The organism is Duganella sp. OV510, from assembly GCF_900100205.1.
In the GTDB taxonomy this organism is placed as follows: domain Bacteria; phylum Pseudomonadota; class Gammaproteobacteria; order Burkholderiales; family Burkholderiaceae_D; genus Rugamonas.
Genome location: NZ_FNEQ01000006.1, coordinates 349,128 through 368,047, shown reverse-complemented (window position 1 = coordinate 368,047; position 18,920 = coordinate 349,128). Strand labels below are relative to the sequence as shown.

Sequence of the window (18,920 nt, the reverse complement as noted above, 5' to 3'; positions counted from 1 at the left end):
CTCCGTTACGGCAGGCGGCACTGTGCGGCGTAGGCGTCGCGGTGCTGCGTCAACGGCGTGGCCACATTCTTGACAACCGGCGCGCCACCTTCCTTCACCACCTGGAAGGCGTAATAATTCTGGATAGGCAGATTGTTCTTGTTGAAGCTGAACGGTCCACGCACCGAGCGGAACTGGTCGCCGGACGCTTTGACCGCCGCCGCCAATGCACGTTTATCACCTGCTTTGCCCTGCAGCTTGCCAACCGCAACGCTCAGCAGCCGGCCAGCGTCATAGGCCGCCGCCGCATACTCGCTCGGCACGCGCTTGTACTTGGCCGTGAACGCTGTGACGAAGGCGCGGTTTTCCGGGTTGTCCAGCGCGGCATCCCACATGGCGCCGAAGGTGGTGCCCACGGCGGCATCACGTAACGCCGGCATGGTGACGCCGTCCACCGTGAAGACAGAATAGTTGGGCAGCTTGGTCAGCAGGCCGGCCTGGCTTAGTTGCCGGATGTAGTTGACACCCATGCCGCCTGGATAGAAAGCGAACACCGCGTCAGGCTTGGCAGCCTGCAGTTGGGCGATTTCCGACGAGTAGTCGGATTGGCCTACTTGAGTGTAGACCTCATCGACCACCTCACCTTTGAAGTAGCGTTTGAAGCCTGCCAGCATGTCCTTGCCTGCCTGGTAGTTCGGCGCCATGAGGTAGACACGCTTGATACCCTTGTCCTGCATGTACTTGCCCATGCTCTCGGCGGCGCCATCGTTTTGCCAGGCCACCGAGAAAATATTCGGCGCACAGCTGGCGCCGGCTATCGGCGACGGACCGGAGTTGGTCAGGATCGCTACCGTACCCGATTCGGTCAGGCTTTTCAGGCTGGCCATCATCACGTTGGAGAAACTCAGGCCGACAATGGCATCCACCCGGTCCTTGTCGATCAGCTTACGCACCGCCTGGCTGCCGATCTCCGGCTTCAACTGGTCGTCCTCCTTGAAGACTTGCACCGCCTGGCCGCCGAACTTGCCGCCGGCCTGCTCCAATGCCAGCATAAAGCCGTCTACCTGGTCTTGACCCACCACGGCCTGGCCGCCCGTCAGCGGCGCCATCAGTCCGACCTTGATTTGCGCCATCGCGCTGTTGGCGGTGCACAGCACGCCGCACATGGCCAGGGTTGCCCAACTAGTCTTCGTTTTCATCTTTGTCTCCGTTTATTTTTTAGTGGTTCAGATGTCGCCGAGGTCTACATACACCCGTCCGTTTTCTATCTTGACCGGATAGGTCCGTATGTCCACAGTCAGGGGCGCGCACATAGCTTTACCGCTGCACACGTCGAATCTCCCCTGATGCAGTGGGCATTCGATTTCCGTGCCTTCCAAAAATCCATCACTCAGACGGGCGTGGCCGTGGGTGCAGATGTTGTCCGTTACATAGACTTGTCCATCGACGCCATAGAAAGCCAGCTCCCGGCCTCCCACGTCGACGGCGACCACATCTTCGTCCGGCACCGCATCTTGCGCTACCGCGTCTATCCAGGTTTCAGTCGTCATGGCAGCCTCAGATCGGATAAATTAAAGAGTTCGGAATCATCTCGGTGTCGTAAATGCACAGGCGCGATTCCAGTCGCAGGCCGTCGGCAGTACGACGGATACGATCCAGATAGCGGCCGGCGTTGAACACCGTGGTTTCCTGGCTCAGCTTGGTGCGGAACACCGTGTAATTGGTTTCGGTGACGATGACGGCGCCATCATCGCTGACAATCAACGGCTGGCCGACCACGTGACGCTGGTAGTACGGGTCATGGAACAGTGTTTCGCGAATGCCGTAGGCGCGGTCGCGCAACATGCCCTTGCTCAGCAAGGCCAGCGTCGCCAGCGGGAAGCCGCGTTCATAGTTCTCGCGCGGCTGCACCTTGTACTCGCAGTCTTCGGTGAACAGCGCGATCCAGCGATCCCAGTCGTTGCTGTCGACGGCGGCGCTGTAGGCAGCATGCAGCTGGCTGATGTTAAAATAGGTTTGCAGTTGGCTCACGATCACACCTCCATCACTTTGCGCCAGTAGTTGTACATGCCGCGTATCAGTGTTTCCGTGACCATGTGTTCGGTGTCTTCGCACTCCAGACCGCCCAGCTCCGCCAGTGCACGATGGAATGGCTTTTGCTCGAAGCCCTGTTGTGAGAATTCGATCACCTCGCCGTCGTCGGCCGAGACAAAGCCCGCCGGGCCGAACAGATTGGCCTGGATCAGACGGCGCTGCGTCATTTCCTCGGTGTCGTCCTCGAAACCGAAGTGGGTCCAGACGAAATCGAATGAGCCCTTGCCGTTGGGCTGGATATGGCGGGTCGACACGCTGTTGACCTGCTGCTGGAAAATCACGCTCGGGAACACAGTCATCATCACAGCGGTCGGGCCTCCCCACCATGCCTCCGGTACGATATCGAGCAGGCGCTTGTCCTCGATCTCCATGCTTTCCTTAAAGCTGGTGACGCCGGCAGTGACCTCGGCCTTCTGGCCGCCGCTGCCTCGCGTGGAAATCATGGCGGCATGGCGGAACTGCTGGTCCATACGTAGCGCCGACTTGTTATCGGCGCGCCACAAGCCGTAGGTAACGAACCAGGTGTGCAGCAAGCCCGGATGGTATGGGTCTTTGATGTTTTCCTGCATCAGCTTCCAGTTACCCGGAATGCGCTGGCGGTTGTAGCCGAGGATCTTCAACTGGCGGCCATTGAACAGGCGGTCGAAATACGACAGGATTTCCGGTCCCAGAAAGTCTTCCAGCGGCTCCACGTCGTGATCGAACGAAGCGAAAACAACGCCGCCACGGGTGGCGACCTTCAGCTTGGTCAGGCCGTGATCTTCGGTCTTGAAGTCCTTCGGCATGCCGCCATTGACCTTGCCGTCCTGCTTGACGCCACGCCGGAACGGCACACCCTGCAGATCGCCCTGCAGGTTGTAATTCCACTGGTGATAGGGACAGACCAGTTCCTTCTTATTGCCATGACGCTCACGGCAGAACTGCATGCCGCGATGCGCGCAGACGTTTTCCACCACCGTGATGCCGCCGTCCTCACGACGCACCATGACCACCGAGCGCTCTCCGACTACCGTGCGCTTGAAGTCGCCATGGTTGGGAATCTCGGCCTCCAGACCGACATAGCACCAGTGGTTCTGGTAGAAAAAACGCTCCAGCTCGCGCTTGTAGAGGTCGGTATCAGTGTAGGCCCAGAATGGGATCCGGCTGGACCCCTGCTGATCCCATACCGGCTTGATGGGAAAAATGGGCTGCTTATTCATGATCTTTCCCTTTACCGACGCGGACCACAATCTCGCCAAGGCCGGCGATGGCGCCACGCATTTCATCGCCCGCCACCACGGCGTTCACGCCTTCCGGCGTACCGGTCATGATGATGTCGCCAGCTTCCAGCGTTTCGTACTGCGACAGATAGGAAATCGATTCCGCCACCGACCAGATCAGTTTGTTGATATCCGAACCCTGGCGCGGCGCGCCGTTGACGGTCAGCGTGATCGCTGCATTCTCCGGGTGGCCAATCGCGGTTGTCGTGTGCAGCGGGCCGATTGGCGCCGACTGCGAGAACGATTTGCCGAACTCCCACGGGCGGCCCTTGTCGCGGGCATCCAGTTGCAAGTCGCGACGCGTCATGTCCAGGCCGACGGCGTAACCGTACACATGTTCCAGCGCTTGCTCTAACGGGATATTCGCGCCGCCCTTACCGATCGCCACCACCAGCTCAATCTCGTGATGGTAGTTGGCGGTCTTCGGCGGGTAGTCGATGGTAATGGCCTCGGCACCGGCGCGCACCGCCGCATTGGCCGGCTTCATGAAGAAGAAAGGCGCCTCGCGCGTTGGATCCTTGCCCATTTCGATGGCATGTGCCGCATAGTTGCGGCCCACGCAGAAGATGCGGTTGACCGGGAACACGGCGTCCTGGCCGGCGATTTCCAGGGTATTGATGGCGGCTGGCGGGATGGCGTACTGCGTGGCGTCTTGCATGGTTTGCTCCAATGGTTATCGTTATTCGATGCGTGGGTTAGCGCTTTTCTTCGCGCCACATGCCCAGCGCCTGCTGGACCGGACGGTCGGAAAAGCTGAAAAGAACGGTTTCGCTGTTGGCATTCAGCGTCAGCGTGTACCAGGGCGGTACGACGAAGACGTCGCTTTCAGCGAAATGGAAGATTTCTTCACCGATCTGCGCGCTACCGCTGCCTTCCAGGCAGACGTACACGGTGCCATCGGTGCAGCGATACGGCTCGGTCTTGAAACCGGCTGGCAGCAGCTGGGCAAAGGCGCCCATGGTTGGCATCGGCGACGCGCCGGTAGCTGGATTTACATAGCGCATCTTGTGGCCAAGATGCTTGTCGGCCGGCGCGCCAACGGCAATGGCGGTCAGCGCGGCGCGGGTTTGCGCGTAGGGATAGACGAAGATCTTGGTCGGCTCGTGCGACGCCTGCTGGAAATCCACCGGCAGCAAATTGCTGCCATAGCGCGCCAGCGCATCGCCCTCGGGTCGACTGGTGTCCTGCACCGCGTGATCGGAATGCTCGTGGAAGCCTGTGTCGAAGAAGCGCACCAATGGAATGTCGAGGCCATCCAGCCATACCACCGGCTGGTCGCCCAGGTTACCGTGGTCGTGCCAGGTCCAGGCCGGCGTGATGATGAAATCGCCGCGATGCATGGTGGTGCGCTCGCCATTGACGGCGGTGTAGGCACCCTCGCCGTCCAACACCAGCCGCAGTGCGGTTTGCGTGTGGCGGTGCGCCGGTGCCACCTCGCCGGGCATGATCATCTGCAGACCAGCGTACAACGACTGCGTAATCGAGGAGTTGCCACGCAATGCAGGGTTTTCCAGGATCAGGACGCGGCGCACCGCTTCCTCGGCAGTAATCAGCGTTCCTGACTCCATCACATGCCCGCGCACATCGGTGTAGCGCCACAGCGCCGGCACTTGCTTGGGACGCGGCGTGTTTGGCACCAGCGTGCCCAGCACCTCCCACAGAGGCGTCAGGTTGTATTGATCGATGCGGCGATAAAATTGTTCGCGTGCCGGATCTTGCGTCGCGGCCTTGGTGTTCGAGTTCATCTGGGTCTCCATCAGGTGGCACTGGCATAGAACGCGTCGGCATAGACGTGTTCAGGTTGAATTCCGCGTCGACGCAGCAGCAACGTAGCGGCATCGACCATCGGCGGTGCGCCACACAGGTAAGCGCGCCAACCGTCGAGATTGGGCAGATCTTCGGCCACCGCGTCGGTGACCAGGCCGCGACGATGCACGCCATCACGTTCGCCCATGGCGACAATGATCTGTACGTGCAGGTTGGGATGCTGTTCGGCCATGGCAGCCAGTTGCTCGGCACAGTAGATGTCCGCCGGCGAGCGCACGCCGAAATAAACGTGCATCTCGTTTTGCATGCCTGTTGCCAGCGCACCGCGCAGGATCGATAGCACCGGCGCCAGACCGGTGCCACCGGCGATGCAGAGCATCGGTCCCTCGTGCTTTTGACGCAGGTAAGCAGTGCCCATCGGGCCGCTGACGCGCACGCTGTCGCCAACTTTCAGGCTGTCGCGGATGTAGCCGGTAACACGGCCGTCCGGTACCAGGCGCACATGGAACTCCAGATGGCCATCGCTGTCCAGACTGGCCATCGAGTACGGCCGGATGTGCTGCGGCGTGAATTGCAACATCGCGTATTGACCTGGCGAGAACGACAGCGGCTTCGAACATCGCATGACGATGCGCTTGATGTCGTGGGTAGCGTCTTCGATTGCTACTACCTCGGCTTTAACGATACGTGCCGGATGGGTGACGATCTCGTCCGGCTCAGGGACTTCTATGACGCAGCTTTCGTTCAGAGTGCTCATGCACGCCAGCACGTAGCGGCCTTCATTCGGGTTGGTGATCTTGGCTTCCTGGCCAGATTCCACCACCCGCCCTTCCAGCACTTTGCAGCGGCAGGTGCCGCAGCGGCCGGCGGTGCAGCTATACGAAATGGGGATATTGTTTTCGCGGAGAACTGCCAGCAGATTATCGCCGGCGTTCACGGGCACGCTTTGGCCCAGCGGTTGTACGATCAGTTCCATCATTCGATCCATGTCTCGTAGTTCTGTTTTGTGACGAGTATAGGAACTGATGTAATATAAATATATAGAATCTCGTGAATGAACAAAATCACTCAAATGAATATTACTTTATGGAACTGAAGGACGTAGACCTGAACTTGCTTCTGGTTTTCCACCAGTTGCTGATGGAGCGGCGGGTGTCGATCGTGGCAGAGAAGCTTGGCCTCAGTCAGCCGGCGGTCAGCAACGCGCTTAAGCGTTTGAGGCTGTTGCTAGGCGATGAATTGTTCCAGCGCACTTCAAAAGGAATGGAGCCAACGCCCTACGCCAACCAGTTGGCGGAGCCTATCGCATATGCCTTGAGCACCATCCATAGTTCGCTCAACGACAGGCACAGCTTCGACCCGCTGACCAGCAATCGCAAGTTCACCTTGGGTGTGACGGATATCGGCGAAATTTACTTCTTGCCGAAGCTGATGGACGTGCTGGCCAAGGTGGCGCCGCGTGTAACGGTGAGTTCGGTCCGCAATACAGCGGTCAACCTGCGCGATGAAATGGAAGCTGGCCACGTCGACCTGGCGATTGGCCTGTTACCGCAGTTGAAAGCCGGATTCTTCCAGCGCAGGCTGTTCCACCAGCGCTATGTATGCATGTTCCGCGCTGGCCACGCATTGGACAAGCCAAAATTGACGCTCGATGAATTCTGCGCCGCCGACCACGTGGTGGTGGTGGCAGCCGGCACCGGCCATGCCGATATGGATGCGACCATTGAGCGCAAAGGCATCAAGCGCAAGGTCAAACTGACAGTGCCGCATTACGTCGCCGTGGGCCACATCATCAGCACCACCGATATGATTACCAGCGTACCGGAACGCTTTGCCCACGCTTGCGTGAAGCCGTTCAACCTGCGTTATGTGGAGCATCCGGTGGTTAAGACGCCGATCGACATCAACGTCTTCTGGCACGCCAAGTACCACCGGGATCCCGGCAACCAATGGCTGCGCAGCCTGATCTTCGACTATTTTTCGGATCAGGCTGCTCCAGCGACCGAGGCCGCACTTTAGCCCTTGCGGCTGCGCCTGGGCAGCATGCTGAGTAAAACGCCATCCTTGTCGACCAGATGGTGTTTCAGCGCTGCTGCTGCATGGCCAAGCACCATCATGCCCAGACTCCAGGCCAGCAACTGATGCACAAGCTTGGCGAGATCGTAGTATTGCGGCGCCGGTCCGACCAACGGCGGCAACTGAACCAGGCCAAGCACCATGATCGGCTTGTCGGCCACCGAACTCCACATCCATCCCGACAGCGGCAGCGCAATCAGGGCAAAGGCGTATAGCGCGTAGTGGCCGAAGTGGGCCGCGCGCTGCATGGCGGGTGACATCGTTGCCGGCAAGGCCGGCACCGGATTTGTGATGCGCCAGGCTATGCGCACCGCTGTCAGGAACAGCACGGTGCTGGCGATCGCCTTATGCAGGAACGTCAGTTGGTGGTGGGGGTTGAGTTCATCGCGAAAATGCACCGCGATGAAGCCAATCACCCACGCGCCGATCCAGATGGCCGCCATCAGCCAATGCTGAAATTTGGCGGCGGGGTGATACGACGATACGGTGGGTAATTTATTGAGATTGGCCATGTCGAAATCCTGGGTGAATGGGGTCAGTTAAAACGGCCGCTGGCGCCGCCCAGACTGAAGCGCCCTGCACCCAGCAATGCCACCGTGACAGCGCCGAAGAAGAACATGCCTTGCAACTCCAGTGCCCAGCCACCTGTCTCGTTGAGCGTGAAGAACTGACTGGTATGCACCAACAGGATAGCAACGATCATGTTGATGGCAACGATCAGCGCTGCCGGGCGGGTGAACACACCCACCAGTATCAGCAGGGGAGCGACAACCTCGCCGACATAGACCAGATTACCCAGGAAGGCCGGTGCATTGACCTGAGCCAGCATGTCGCCGACGAAGCCAATGCCGCCGATAAGTTTCGAGATGCCATGAAAGAGCAAAGTAACTGCGAGCGCAACGCGAAGGACTAATTTACCGGCATCGTCCGTGCTGGTGCGAATGGTACTGGCAGGGGTGTTTTGGGCTTGCATGATTACTCCTTAGTTGATTGATGGAGAAATGATATCTTCCATTTCAGGGTTAATAAATACCCGTTTAGCGATCAAACTATTTCTCCTAGGTTGACAATTGAGGCGCATCTATCCCTAACCACCCGGTTATTTACTGATGTATCTCTATTTGCTGTGCGCGCCGGTTGAGCCATGCATCGCGGACGACCGCATATTCATCCAACGCCAACTCGCGCATGCCGTCCACCTGTAACGCACGGGCACGCCCATCCGCCATTTGCAGTAAGGTCAGCTTATCTGCAACGCCAGCACTGTCGATGCGACTGATTGGCGACAGTGGCTGGTCGCCGAACATGCCCACCGTGCCACGCACCGTGCGTGGGCCTAACAGCGGCACGACCACGTAACGCGAATCGCGCCAGCCCCAAGTCGCCAGCGTCTGGCCGAAGTCTTCCTGCTCCCGCGCCATGCCAAACCGCGTCGCGGGATCAAACAGCCCGCCAACGCCGACCGTTGAATTGCCCACAAACCGGCCTAGCGATTGCACCGCTGGCGCCGGTCTCATCTGCAGGGCTTGATTGACTGCCGTGACCGGCTCGCGTAGGTTGCCGAAGAACCTGGTCACGCTGGCCTGCACCGGGTCAGGGGTAACCCAGTCATAGGCCACCGCCACAGGACGAATCAGCACTTTGTCGAGCGTGCTGTTAACGCTGTAGATTCGGCGGTTATATCCTTCCCAAGGAACGCTGGCGCTGCGTTCTGCGGTGGGAGGACTTGGCGGTGGCGATTGAATCGGGCGGCTGGCACACGCACTGGTCAACAATACCGTTGCGACTAGCACAGGCGTACGGAGGGCTTTCATAGGAATGCTCCTTAGATTAGTGAAGTAAATTTACGGGGTACTACAGCGGTGCCGCGCAGGACGCGCGCCACATGTCAGAAGCGATAGATGTAGCCGAGGCTGACACCGGTCTGGCCGGATTTTTCCATCACTGGACTGTCCTTGATTGCGTTACCGAAACGGGTCACACGGACATCGGTAAATACGCTATGACGGCGTGAAAACGAGTAGTCGAAGCGTAAGCCTGCTTCGATGTTGGCGCTGGCATCGCCCTGATAAAAAGCACGATCCCCACGTACTTCATCCACGCGCACGCCGTAGTAGTAGTCGACGAATTTGCGATCAAGCCATTCCACTCCCAACCGGGGCGTGAGGCCAAAGGCTCCAAGAGCGAAGCGGCGATCCAGCTGTAGCTTGGCTCGCGTTCCCTTGCTGTGGCCAGCAGCGTCGCGTAACAATTCTGCGGAGAAGTTAGCAAACCCGGGACGCCACAGTGCAGCGCCACCAACCCATACACTGCCCTTGCGATCTGCCATGCCGGCCAGGAATGGCGAATCCTTGGCCTCAAACCCATCGCGGGCATAGCGCGCCCGCAGACGTAGCGATACAGTATCTGCGCTGTATGCCTTGAGGTCCAACGTCGGTACCGATGCACTGATCCATTTGCTTTCATACGAAATCAGCGGCAATGGCAGCACATCACGATCAATGTCGCGATAGCCCTTTTGGGTTACGTTGACGCCCGCACCCAGCGCCCAACTAGGCGCTGCGGCAGCGTCCCCCTGTGCACTGGCAGTTGACGCTGATGCGCTGGCCAAGGTTAAGAACGCAACGGAAGTGAAGCGAGAGAGCATACTCATGAGATCAACCTTCTTTCTGATCAGGGGGGGGGGGTGGAAAAATCAAGGTTGGCGATCGGGACCGTAGGCCCGCATAAAAACGTCCAGGGCGCGTGCAACGGTTGCAGCCACACGCTCAGGTTCCAATGTGGTCATCACGTTGAACAGACCAAGTTGGTGAACCTCGGACTCAATAAGTCCGTAAAAATGACAGGCCATGACATGAACATCGGACTTGCGCAATTTCCCGCTTGAGCAGACCTGCTGCAAGTAGTGCCCCAGATATTGCATGGCGCGCAGCGGTCCTTGCTCGTAGTACGAGGCGCCGATATCCGGATTGACCGCAGCCGCGATAACCATGCGCTGCACGCCGAGCGACTCGGGGGTATGAAAGGCGGACAGGATGTACTCGCCAAATTTGGTCAAGGTTGGCAGCACATCTGCAGCGGGGTCCAGCATTGGATTAGCCACTGGCACGGCAGCAGTAAGCTCAATGTCGGGCGCCGCACCACCACTCTGGTGCAGCAAGGCCATCATTCCGCCGCCCTGCGCGTTGGCAGAGTTCTGCATCAGCTCGGTGAACAACGTTTCCTTCGAATCGAAGTAGCGATACAGCGTCGCCTTTGAGCTCCCTGCCCTGGCGGCAATCACGTCCATGGATGCCTGGTCGAAGCCGACCTCCTGGAATACGTCACGTGCAGCTGTCAGCAGAGCCGACCGCCGCGCTTCCGTTTTTGTTCTGACCATCATTCGCTCCATTGACTCAACATAACGATACGATACCGTATCGTTTCGTTATGGTCAAGAAAAAATGAAAGCAGATTAATCTAGTGCTGATCAATTTCATTTCTCCATTACCGAATTTCGCAATTGAGGAATAGCGGCACTTCGTCCCAGAATGGAGAAAAAACTACGATAAGAGACATGACAACCACACGACGCAGTTTCATGGTATCCGCCGGCCTGGCATCGGCATTCCCGGGGTTGGCCGGGGCCGCAGTACAAGCGACCACGCGAGGCAGGCAAGAGCATCTCGCCCTATGGTATGAACAGGCAGCAGGCACCTGGGTTGAGGCGCTGCCAGTCGGTAACGGACGTATCGGGGCCATGTGCTTTGGCCGTATCGCACAGGAGCGGCTGCAACTGAACGAAGATACCCTGTTTGCAGGTGGTCCCTATAGCCCGAATAATTCTGCAGCGCTCGCTGCATTGCCACCGGTACGCGCTCTAGTCGCCAGCGGTCATTTTGCCGACGCAGCAGAACTCATCGAACGTTCGATGATGGGCATTCCCAAGACACAGATGCCCTACGGCGCTGCTGGCGATCTGCTTCTGAACTTCACGGGCCTTGGCGCCGCAACGGAATATCGTCGCTGGCTGGATTTGGATACGGCCATTTGCTCTACGCGCTTCCGGCACGGCAAAGTGCAATATAAACGAGAGGTTTTTGCCAGCGTACCCGATCAGGTGATCGTTATGCGCCTGTCCACCACAGGCGGGATGATGAATTTCGATCTCACCTACCGCCACCCATCAGACGCGATCTATGGACTATCCGATTACAGCGGCGGCAATCAAGCAAACCGCAGCGCCGCTGCTCCCTGGGATTATCGCGAATCATCGCACACTGAAAAGCGTCCGACGTCCCTGTCTGTCCGTGCGGATGGCGAGCGGGCTTTGCTAGTCGAAGGGAGCAACATCGCCGTAGCGGGAATTCCCGCAGCGCTGCGTTATGCGGTTCGCATCCGCGCAGATGGCGATGGCGATGGCACGATAGTCGCGCGCGGAGACGGCATTGAAGTGCGCGGCGCCTCCAATGTGACGCTGATTATTTCGGCGGCAACCAGCTACATCAAGTACGACGATGTCAGTGGCGCCCCTGTTGGAATCGCTCGCAAGCATGGCGAGGCTGCCGCATCCAAGTCTTACTCCCGTCTGCGCAGCGATCATGTGGCTGCTCATCAGGCACTGTTCCGCCGCCTGTCGCTGCGTATTGGACCAAAGGTCGCCGATGAGCGCCCAACAGACCAGCGCATCGCCGAGGCAGAGCAGCACGCTGATCCATCGTTGGCAGCACTCTACGTTCAGTACGGCCGTTACTTGCTGCTGTCTTCATCGCGCCCTGGAAGCCAGCCTGCGAATCTACAAGGGCTCTGGAATGAGGGGAACAACCCGCCATGGGGTTCGAAGTACACCATTAACATCAATACGCAGATGAACTACTGGCCTGCGGAATCGGCTAACCTGGGAGAGTGTGTCGAGCCGCTGCTACGGATGGTGGAGGACCTCAGTGTCACCGGCGCGATCACCGCCAGACAGTCCTATGGTGCGCGTGGCTGGGTTGCGCATCACAACACCGACCTGTGGCGGGCGGCGGCGCCGATCGACGGCGCGCTGTGGGGAATGTGGCCATGCGGCGGCGCCTGGCTTTGTAAGGCGCTGTGGGACCATTACGACTATCTCCCCGATCCTGCCTACTTGCGCCGCATCTATCCGCTACTAAAAGGAGCCGCCCTGTTCTTCATGGACACCATGGTCGAGGATGCACAAGGGCGCGGACTGGTGACCTCGCCGTCCATCTCGCCGGAAAATGAACACCACAAGGGAGTAGCCACCTGCGCGGGGCCGGCCATGGATCGCCAGATCATTCGTGATCTCTTCACGTGCACCTTGCAGGCGCACCAAATACTGGATGACCATGACGCGGCATTCGCCACTGACTTGCGCGCCATGCGTGCCCGCGTGCCGGCCGATCGTATCGGCGCCCAAGGCCAGCTGCAGGAATGGCTGGACGACTGGGATGCCGGCGCGCCGGAGCAGCAACATCGGCATGTATCACATCTTTATGGTGTGTACCCGAGCGGGCAAATCAATGTGCGTGACACACCGGAGCTGATCGCCGCAGCCAAGGTAACGCTTAACACGCGAGGCGACAAATCTACCGGCTGGGCAACAGCGTGGCGACTGGCGCTATGGACCAGGATGGGCGAAGGCGAGCGGGCCTATACCATCCTGCAAGGCTTGCTCGGGCCGGAGCGTACCTACCCGAATATGTTCGACGCCCACCCACCCTTCCAGATCGATGGCAATTTTGGCGGGACAGCGGCAATTCTGGAAATGCTGGTTCAATCATGGGGCGGTGAAATCCATGTGCTGGCGGCCCTGCCTAAGGCATGGCCGGAAGGCGCGCTGCACGGGGTGCGCGCACGCGGCGGCGTGGAGCTGGACGTGGACTGGTCTCGAAGCAAGCTTAAACGTTTGCAACTGCGCGGCAAGGCTGGCCAAATTATTAAAGTGCGCTACAAACAGCGCCTGACCGAGATGACACTGGACGCGCACGGCAAGGCAACTATGACATTCAACTGATCAATCAAGGATCAGCACGACGACCAGTATGCCGATGGCGATCAGTCCTACCTGAGGCAGGCTGTCGCGCAATGTATCCTTGCGCTGCAGTTGCGGCATCAAGTGGCTGATCGCGACATAAAGAAAACCTGCGGAGGCAAACGTCAGCACATAGGGAACCAGGTTACTGGCTTTATCCAACATAAAGTAGCCGAGTACACCTCCGATCAAGGCCATCAGACTACACAGCAGGTTCAACAAATAGGCACGGGCACGTGTATAGCCTGAATTGAGCAACACAACGAAGTCGCCCACTTCCTGCGGCAGTTCATGCGCAACGATCGCCATGCCGGTCAAAATGCCAAGCGCGGGATCGGCCAGGAAAGCAGCAGCGATCATGATACCGTCGGTAAAATTATGCAGCCCGTCACCGGCCAGAACCATCAATGCACTGCGCTTTCCGCCATGATGGTGGCCGTGCTGATGGTCAGCGCTGGATGGGCCATCATGCAAAATGCTTAGTTTTTCCAGCACAAAGAACGCAAGCAGGCCCGCCAGCAATGTGGCGAACAGGCTTTCCGCTGATGCTGTCGACTCCAGCGCTTCAGGCATTGCATGCAGTAATGAGGTCGACAGCATGATGCCGACAGAAAGGCTGACCATGCGTTCCGCCATGCGGGCCAGAAGCCCGAACGACAAAAAAGCGGCGGCCGAAATGCTGACCACACCGGACAGGGTCGTGGTCAGCAGAATTGCGCGGAGCGTAGCGTCCATTTGATGATCTCTTTAACTCAAGTGAGCGCCACGTTCAGCGCGTTCGGCCTTTACTGCAGCACGCCGCTGGCCTTGGCCGCGTTTGCAGCCAGTGCGTCCATCAGTGCAGGCGACAGGCAATCGTAGTAAGGCAGACCCAGCTTCGCCAACTCTGCGCGCACGGCGGCCATATCCGACGGCTTGGTGCCGGACTCAATGATCGAGGACACGAATGCCGCGAACTCGACTGGCGACCAACCGGTCTGCGGCGACAGTTCGGTGTGGACGAAGTCCAGGCCGAAGAAAGCGTGGGCCTCGTTCTCGATGCGGCCATACATATGGACGCCGCACGCTCTGCAAGCATGGCGACGGATAGTGGCGTCGGCATCGACCACGCTCAGCTTTTCAGGATGGGCGGTGACGCTGACCTTGTCACGCGAGACAACGGCGATTTGCGCGAACAGCGCGCCTTCCGGTTTCCAGCACTTGGTGCAGCCGCAGGCGTGGTTATGGGCAGTCTGGCTTTCGATGCTGACTTCTACCTTGTCGCTGTCGCAGTTGCACAGCAGTTTGCCGCCTGCGAAATCAGCCGCCGCAGCAGGACGTTTCTGGCCGATGGCAGGATGGATATTGAACTCGTTACTCATGGTGTTACTCCTTGTGAAATCAGTGCTTCATGGTGAAACTTCAGATGGTCATCGATGGCCGTGGCAATGAAGTAGTAGCCGTGGTCGTAGCCTTCGTGACGCCGTAGCATCAGCGGTTGGTCCGCAGCCGCGCAGGCGGCTTCAAACGCTGCAGGAAATAACTGATCGGGCAGGAATTTGTCGGCAAGTCCCTGATCGACCAGAATCCCACGCGGGAAAGGCCGGCTTAGCGCGGACATCAACGCACTAGCATCGTATGTCTCCCACGCTGCGGAGCGCGGCCCGAGATACAACGAGAATGCTTTCTCGCCCCACGGGCAGCGGATGGGAGCGCTAATCGGAGCTAGTGCGGACACCGACTTGAACAGGTCCTGATTGCGTAGCGCCAGCACCAGGGCACCATGTCCGCCCATGGAATGTCCCATGATGCCGACCCGGTCGCCAGCCGCCGGCAGTTCCGCAATGACGAGCTCACGCAACTCCAGCAGATAGCTGTACATGCGGTAGTGGGTGCGCCATGGCGCCTCGGTAGCATCGACGTAGAAGCCAGCAGCCATCCCAAGATCCCAGCTGTCCGTCTCGCCCGGCACATTGGCATCACGCGGACTGGTGTCGGGTGTGACCAGCATCAGGCCCAGCTCCGCCGCTTTGCGTTGTGCGCCGGCCTTGGTGGCAAAGGTCTCTTCGTTGCAGGTGAGCCCTGCCAGGCAAAACAGCGCCGGAGCCCTGGCACTGCTCGCCTGCGCCGGCAGAAACACGCCGAAGCGCATCGGCAGGCCGATCGCCGTAGACTGATGCCGGTAGTAGCGCTGTACGCCGCCGAAGCAGGCGTGCTCACTGATTAGCTCAAGCATCGCCATCGCCTTAGTACAGAACCACCGAACGGATCGATTCGCCGCTCTTCATCAGGTCGAAACCTTCGTTGATGCGTTCCAGTGGCAGGCGGTGCGTGATCAGGTCATCGATATTCAGCTTGCCTTCCATATACCAATCGACGATTTTCGGCACGTCAGTGCGGCCACGGGCGCCACCGAATGCAGAACCGCGCCACTCACGGCCGGTGACCAGCTGGAACGGACGGGTCGAGATTTCCTGGCCGGCGGCGGCTACGCCGATGATGAACGACTTGCCCCAGCCCTTGTGCGTGCATTCCAGCGCTTGGCGCATCAGCGTGGTGTTGCCGACGCACTCGAAACTGTAGTCGGCGCCGCCGTCGGTCAGTTGGACGATGGCATCCACAACGTTCTCTACTTCGTTCGGATTGATGAAGTGGGTCATGCCGAACTTGCGCGCCATTTCCTGGCGATTCGGATTGATGTCGACGCCGATTATCTTGTCAGCCCCCACCATTTTTGCGGCCTGAATGACGTTCAGGCCAATGCCGCCCAAGCCAAACACGACGACGTTGGCGCCCGCCTCCACCTTGGCCGAGAACAGCACCGCGCCGACGCCGGTGGTGACGCCGCAACCGATGTAGCAAACCTTGTCAAACGGCGCGTCTTCGCGGATCTTGGCCAGTGCAATTTCTGGCACCACGATGTAGTTCGAGAAGGTTGACGTGCCCATGTAGTGGAACAGCGGCTTGCCATTCAACGAGAAGCGGCTGGTGGCGTCAGGCATCAGGCCACGGCCTTGGGTGGAGCGGATCGCCTGGCACAAATTAGTCTTCTGCGACAGGCAGAATTTGCACTGCCGACACTCAGGCGTGTACAGAGGAATGACGTGATCGTCTTTCTTCAAAGTTTTTACGCCGGGACCAACATCGACCACGATGCCCGCGCCTTCGTGACCGAGGATCGCCGGGAACAAGCCTTCCGGATCGGCGCCGGACAGCGTGTAGTAATCCGTATGGCAAATGCCCGTCGCTTTTAGTTCGATCAGGACCTCGCCCTCGCGTGGCCCTGCCAGGTCAACTTCCTCGATGGTCAGCGGCGCACCGGCGCGCCACGCAACAGCTGCTTTGGTTTTCATAGACGTGCTCCCTTAAAGGTATGTGAATTAACGCCTGGTCATTGTGCAAGCGTTCGCACGTCAAACGGCGGGGGCGGAGAGATAATGGCCGGAAATGGTGCCATAATGACCGGATTTTCCAGAATGACTGTCTCACTACCTTATGAAATCTGAACCGTCAACCGCAGCAAAAACTGTCGACATCATCGTGTATCCCGGTTTCAAGGCGGTCGAAGCGATCGGTCCAATGTCGGTGTTCGAATACGCGAATCTGCACCTCCAGCGGCGTGGCAAAGCAACGGGTTACGATGTGCGTGTGGCGTCATGCAAGGTTGGCCAAATACGTTCCGATACCTTGATGTCTTTGGATGCCACCAAGGCACTTAGCACTCTCGCCTTGCCGGACAACGCGATCATTGTTGGCGCCCGCCACATTCACGAAGCGCTGATCGAAAGCGCAGCAATCATCGATTGGGTCGCTGCGGTTGCCCCTCGCATAAAGCGGCTGACCTCTTTATGCTCCGGCGCATTCTTCCTCGCCTCTGCTGGTGTGCTTGATGGAAAACGAGCGACCACACATTGGGGTGTTGCCGACCGCTTGCAAGCGGACTTCCCTGCCATTCAGGTAGAGGCAGATGCCATCTTCATCCGGGCTGACAACGTCTGGACTTCTGCCGGCGTAACAGCAGGCATTGATTTGGCACTTGCGCTGGTGGAAGAAGATTTCGGTCGGGATCTCGCGCTGGAGGTGGCCACAGAGATGGTGGTCTTCCTGAAGCGGCCAGGCGGCCAGTCGCAATTCAGCGCACATCTGCTTAATGAGCGCACTAGCCGGCCAAATATACGCGAGCTACAAAATTGGATCCTGGACAATCTGCAAGAAAAGCTATCTGTGGCACAGCTCGCACAGAAAGCAATGATGAGCGAACGTCACTTTACTCGCGTGTTTCAGCAGGAGGTGGGCATGAGCACTCAAGAGTTCATCGAACGCTGCCGGTTCGAAGGCGCGACCTCACTACTGGCTGAGCTCATGCTATCGCTAAAGACCGTGGCGGCGCGCGCAGGCTTCACCGACGAGGCACACATGCGCCGAGTATTCCTGAAAAAACTGGGAATCACGCCAAAAGTATATCGGGAACGTTTTGCAACGACTGGCGTCGATGGCTAAAAGGGACGTCATCTTCCAAGGAAGTGGCGTTCAATTTCTTAGAGCATATAGCAGCTAATGGCCGCCAACCCTTGGTCTGCATGCAATCTGGACACATAGCTCACCACGTTTAATTTCAGCCAGCGGTAAATTGATTGTACTGGGCTAGGTCAAATGGCAAGCTGCTCATGCCCAGCGCACGCAAGCGGTTATTCGACAATGAACCGGCCACGTTATGGGTTTCATTGACGCACCATGAGTTGGATCAAAAAAGACTTTCCTAAGCTCTGCGTTGAGGTGAAGTCTACTTATCATTCATGCGAAGTACGTCCCCAACTCATTTTGCGCTGCGCGTATGACCGCCGCTTCATCATCAAGAGCGTACATAGGTGGAAGTGACTCACAAGCTTCGGCGCGATGGGAAGATATCCATCCATTTGGAAATGCAAACCAACTTGCGACGGCCCAATCGTCCTTAGATTTAAGCAGTTCCAGAATTTTGGCAATTACTGGTAGCGGACTATATGCATCGTCAAACTGGAATTTTGCGAGGAGCTGAAGGCCACCGCCTTCGACCGCAAAAATCTTCCGTTCGTTTATCCAATGATCGATCTGTTCGGCGCCTTCCCCTTGATAGCGCTTTAGTCCAGAAAGATCCGCACGGGAAATCCAAATCGGCATATCGAGTAATTTGCTGATCGTGCGTTCGCGTCCTTCTTGGATTTGTTCCTCACATGAGACGCCTTCATACTTGCGCAGACGAGAAAAAATGGCGATCTTTTGACCGCTGGTTGGAGCGCTCATCACATCAGTGTGCCAATCTAGAGCTTCTAGCTCACTCGCGCTAACGCCGCTATTCCAAAGCAATCCCGCTAGTATCTCCGCATCAAAATTCTTGAGCTCACGCCCATCCTCAAGAAGCGCCACAAGCTCCCCATCTGCTAGACGTAGAGTCGCCTTCATCGGTCGCTCTCCGATATCGCCACTGCGGTCGCATAACCCTCAGCCGCCTGCTTAGCCGCAGCGATTGCAAGCTCCGTGTCTGACCGAGCATAAATACTGACTATCAATCCAACTGCTGCAGAATCACCTACCGCCGACGGCATTGTGTCCATCCCTGCGCCCCGCCCAGCTCGCTCCTTCATCAAAGCTACAAGGCGGCGATCATTATTAGAAATGATCTCCAGAAAATCGGCGATCTCTTCAGATGTGAGCCTATATGCTGCACCAGACATCGTCGCCCCTAATGCATTTGAGGAAGCCATCGTTTT

Annotated in this window: 21 protein-coding genes; 3 read left to right on the top strand and 18 right to left on the bottom strand. The window is 58.2% G+C overall.

What is annotated here, in order from left to right:
• Positions 1-5: 5 nt before the first annotated feature.
• The 7 genes from BLS51_RS18120 to BLS51_RS18090 are packed head-to-tail and all read right to left on the bottom strand — an operon-like array spanning position 6 to position 6,075.
• Positions 6-1,178, bottom strand: coding sequence for an ABC transporter substrate-binding protein (locus tag BLS51_RS18120; protein WP_090185714.1), 1,173 nt, complete (start codon positions 1,176-1,178; stop codon positions 6-8).
• A gap of 27 nt (positions 1,179-1,205) precedes the next feature.
• Entirely contained in the window at positions 1,206-1,529 is a 324-nt protein-coding gene (locus BLS51_RS18115) for a non-heme iron oxygenase ferredoxin subunit (RefSeq protein WP_090185711.1), read from the bottom strand.
• A 7-nt stretch (positions 1,530-1,536) separates the two neighbouring features.
• Positions 1,537-2,010: an aromatic-ring-hydroxylating dioxygenase subunit beta gene (locus BLS51_RS18110; protein ID WP_373994334.1), complete on the bottom strand. Its 474-nt coding sequence runs from the start codon at positions 2,008-2,010 to the stop codon at positions 1,537-1,539.
• Between the two features lie 2 nt (positions 2,011-2,012).
• Positions 2,013-3,272, bottom strand: a complete 1,260-nt coding sequence (locus BLS51_RS18105) for an aromatic ring-hydroxylating dioxygenase subunit alpha (protein ID WP_090185706.1) — start codon at positions 3,270-3,272, stop codon at positions 2,013-2,015.
• Entirely contained in the window at positions 3,265-3,990 is a 726-nt protein-coding gene (locus BLS51_RS18100; protein ID WP_090185703.1) for a fumarylacetoacetate hydrolase family protein, read from the bottom strand. Before BLS51_RS18100 ends, BLS51_RS18105 begins: the two co-directional genes overlap by 8 nt.
• Positions 3,991-4,027: 37 nt before the next feature.
• Positions 4,028-5,077 (bottom strand): gentisate 1,2-dioxygenase, encoded by a 1,050-nt coding sequence (gtdA, locus tag BLS51_RS18095; RefSeq protein ID WP_229207633.1) that lies wholly within the window; start codon positions 5,075-5,077, stop codon positions 4,028-4,030.
• 11 nt (positions 5,078-5,088) lie between these two features.
• Positions 5,089-6,075: a 2Fe-2S iron-sulfur cluster-binding protein gene (locus tag BLS51_RS18090; protein ID WP_090185983.1), complete on the bottom strand. Its 987-nt coding sequence runs from the start codon at positions 6,073-6,075 to the stop codon at positions 5,089-5,091.
• Between the two features lie 110 nt (positions 6,076-6,185).
• Between BLS51_RS18090 and BLS51_RS18085 the strand changes: the two genes are divergently transcribed.
• Positions 6,186-7,118 (top strand): LysR family transcriptional regulator, encoded by a 933-nt coding sequence (locus BLS51_RS18085; RefSeq protein WP_090185695.1) that lies wholly within the window; start codon positions 6,186-6,188, stop codon positions 7,116-7,118.
• Here BLS51_RS18085 and BLS51_RS18080 read toward each other — a convergent pair.
• The 5 genes from BLS51_RS18080 to BLS51_RS18060 form a co-directional block, all read right to left on the bottom strand.
• Positions 7,115-7,687, bottom strand: a complete 573-nt coding sequence (locus BLS51_RS18080; RefSeq protein ID WP_090185692.1) for a cytochrome b — start codon at positions 7,685-7,687, stop codon at positions 7,115-7,117. The genes BLS51_RS18085 and BLS51_RS18080 overlap by 4 nt on opposite strands.
• A gap of 23 nt (positions 7,688-7,710) precedes the next feature.
• Positions 7,711-8,148, bottom strand: a complete 438-nt coding sequence (locus BLS51_RS18075; protein ID WP_090185687.1) for a DoxX family protein — start codon at positions 8,146-8,148, stop codon at positions 7,711-7,713.
• 130 nt (positions 8,149-8,278) lie between these two features.
• A complete protein-coding gene (locus BLS51_RS18070) occupies positions 8,279-8,989 on the bottom strand; it encodes an MlaA family lipoprotein (protein WP_090185684.1) in 711 nt (236 codons plus the stop codon).
• Positions 8,990-9,063: 74 nt separating this feature from the next.
• Complete coding sequence (locus BLS51_RS18065) at positions 9,064-9,828, bottom strand: MipA/OmpV family protein (RefSeq protein WP_207910060.1); 765 nt, start codon at positions 9,826-9,828, stop codon at positions 9,064-9,066.
• A gap of 42 nt (positions 9,829-9,870) precedes the next feature.
• On the bottom strand, positions 9,871-10,557 hold the full coding sequence (locus BLS51_RS18060) for a TetR/AcrR family transcriptional regulator (protein WP_217636460.1): 687 nt from the start codon (positions 10,555-10,557) through the stop codon (positions 9,871-9,873).
• A 174-nt stretch (positions 10,558-10,731) separates the two neighbouring features.
• Between BLS51_RS18060 and BLS51_RS18055 the strand changes: the two genes are divergently transcribed.
• Positions 10,732-13,173 (top strand): glycoside hydrolase family 95 protein, encoded by a 2,442-nt coding sequence (locus BLS51_RS18055; RefSeq protein ID WP_217636459.1) that lies wholly within the window; start codon positions 10,732-10,734, stop codon positions 13,171-13,173.
• On the opposite strand, the gene BLS51_RS18050 is transcribed toward BLS51_RS18055, so the two are convergent.
• From BLS51_RS18050 to BLS51_RS18035, 4 genes are read right to left on the bottom strand one after another with little or no spacing between them, the layout of a single operon-like run.
• Positions 13,174-13,926, bottom strand: a complete 753-nt coding sequence (locus BLS51_RS18050; protein ID WP_090185680.1) for a ZIP family metal transporter — start codon at positions 13,924-13,926, stop codon at positions 13,174-13,176.
• Between the two features lie 50 nt (positions 13,927-13,976).
• Positions 13,977-14,552 carry an S-(hydroxymethyl)glutathione synthase gene (gfa, locus tag BLS51_RS18045; protein ID WP_090185677.1) on the bottom strand — a complete coding sequence of 192 codons (576 nt, stop codon included), beginning with the start codon at positions 14,550-14,552 and terminating at the stop codon, positions 13,977-13,979.
• Positions 14,549-15,406 carry an S-formylglutathione hydrolase gene (gene fghA, locus BLS51_RS18040; protein ID WP_090185673.1) on the bottom strand — a complete coding sequence of 286 codons (858 nt, stop codon included), beginning with the start codon at positions 15,404-15,406 and terminating at the stop codon, positions 14,549-14,551. Before fghA ends, gfa begins: the two co-directional genes overlap by 4 nt.
• Positions 15,407-15,416: 10 nt before the next feature.
• On the bottom strand, positions 15,417-16,523 hold the full coding sequence (locus tag BLS51_RS18035; protein WP_090185669.1) for an S-(hydroxymethyl)glutathione dehydrogenase/class III alcohol dehydrogenase: 1,107 nt from the start codon (positions 16,521-16,523) through the stop codon (positions 15,417-15,419).
• Positions 16,524-16,665: 142 nt separating this feature from the next.
• On the opposite strand from BLS51_RS18035, the gene BLS51_RS18030 reads away from it, so the two are divergent.
• Positions 16,666-17,670 carry a GlxA family transcriptional regulator gene (locus BLS51_RS18030; protein ID WP_090185665.1) on the top strand — a complete coding sequence of 335 codons (1,005 nt, stop codon included), beginning with the start codon at positions 16,666-16,668 and terminating at the stop codon, positions 17,668-17,670.
• A gap of 294 nt (positions 17,671-17,964) precedes the next feature.
• Here the strand turns inward: BLS51_RS18030 and BLS51_RS18025 are convergent, their stop codons facing one another.
• Both BLS51_RS18025 and BLS51_RS18020 read right to left on the bottom strand, forming a co-directional pair.
• On the bottom strand, positions 17,965-18,612 hold the full coding sequence (locus BLS51_RS18025; RefSeq protein WP_090185660.1) for a hypothetical protein: 648 nt from the start codon (positions 18,610-18,612) through the stop codon (positions 17,965-17,967).
• Complete coding sequence (locus BLS51_RS18020) at positions 18,609-18,914, bottom strand: hypothetical protein (RefSeq protein ID WP_090185657.1); 306 nt, start codon at positions 18,912-18,914, stop codon at positions 18,609-18,611. Before BLS51_RS18020 ends, BLS51_RS18025 begins: the two co-directional genes overlap by 4 nt.
• Positions 18,915-18,920: the final 6 nt, after the last annotated feature.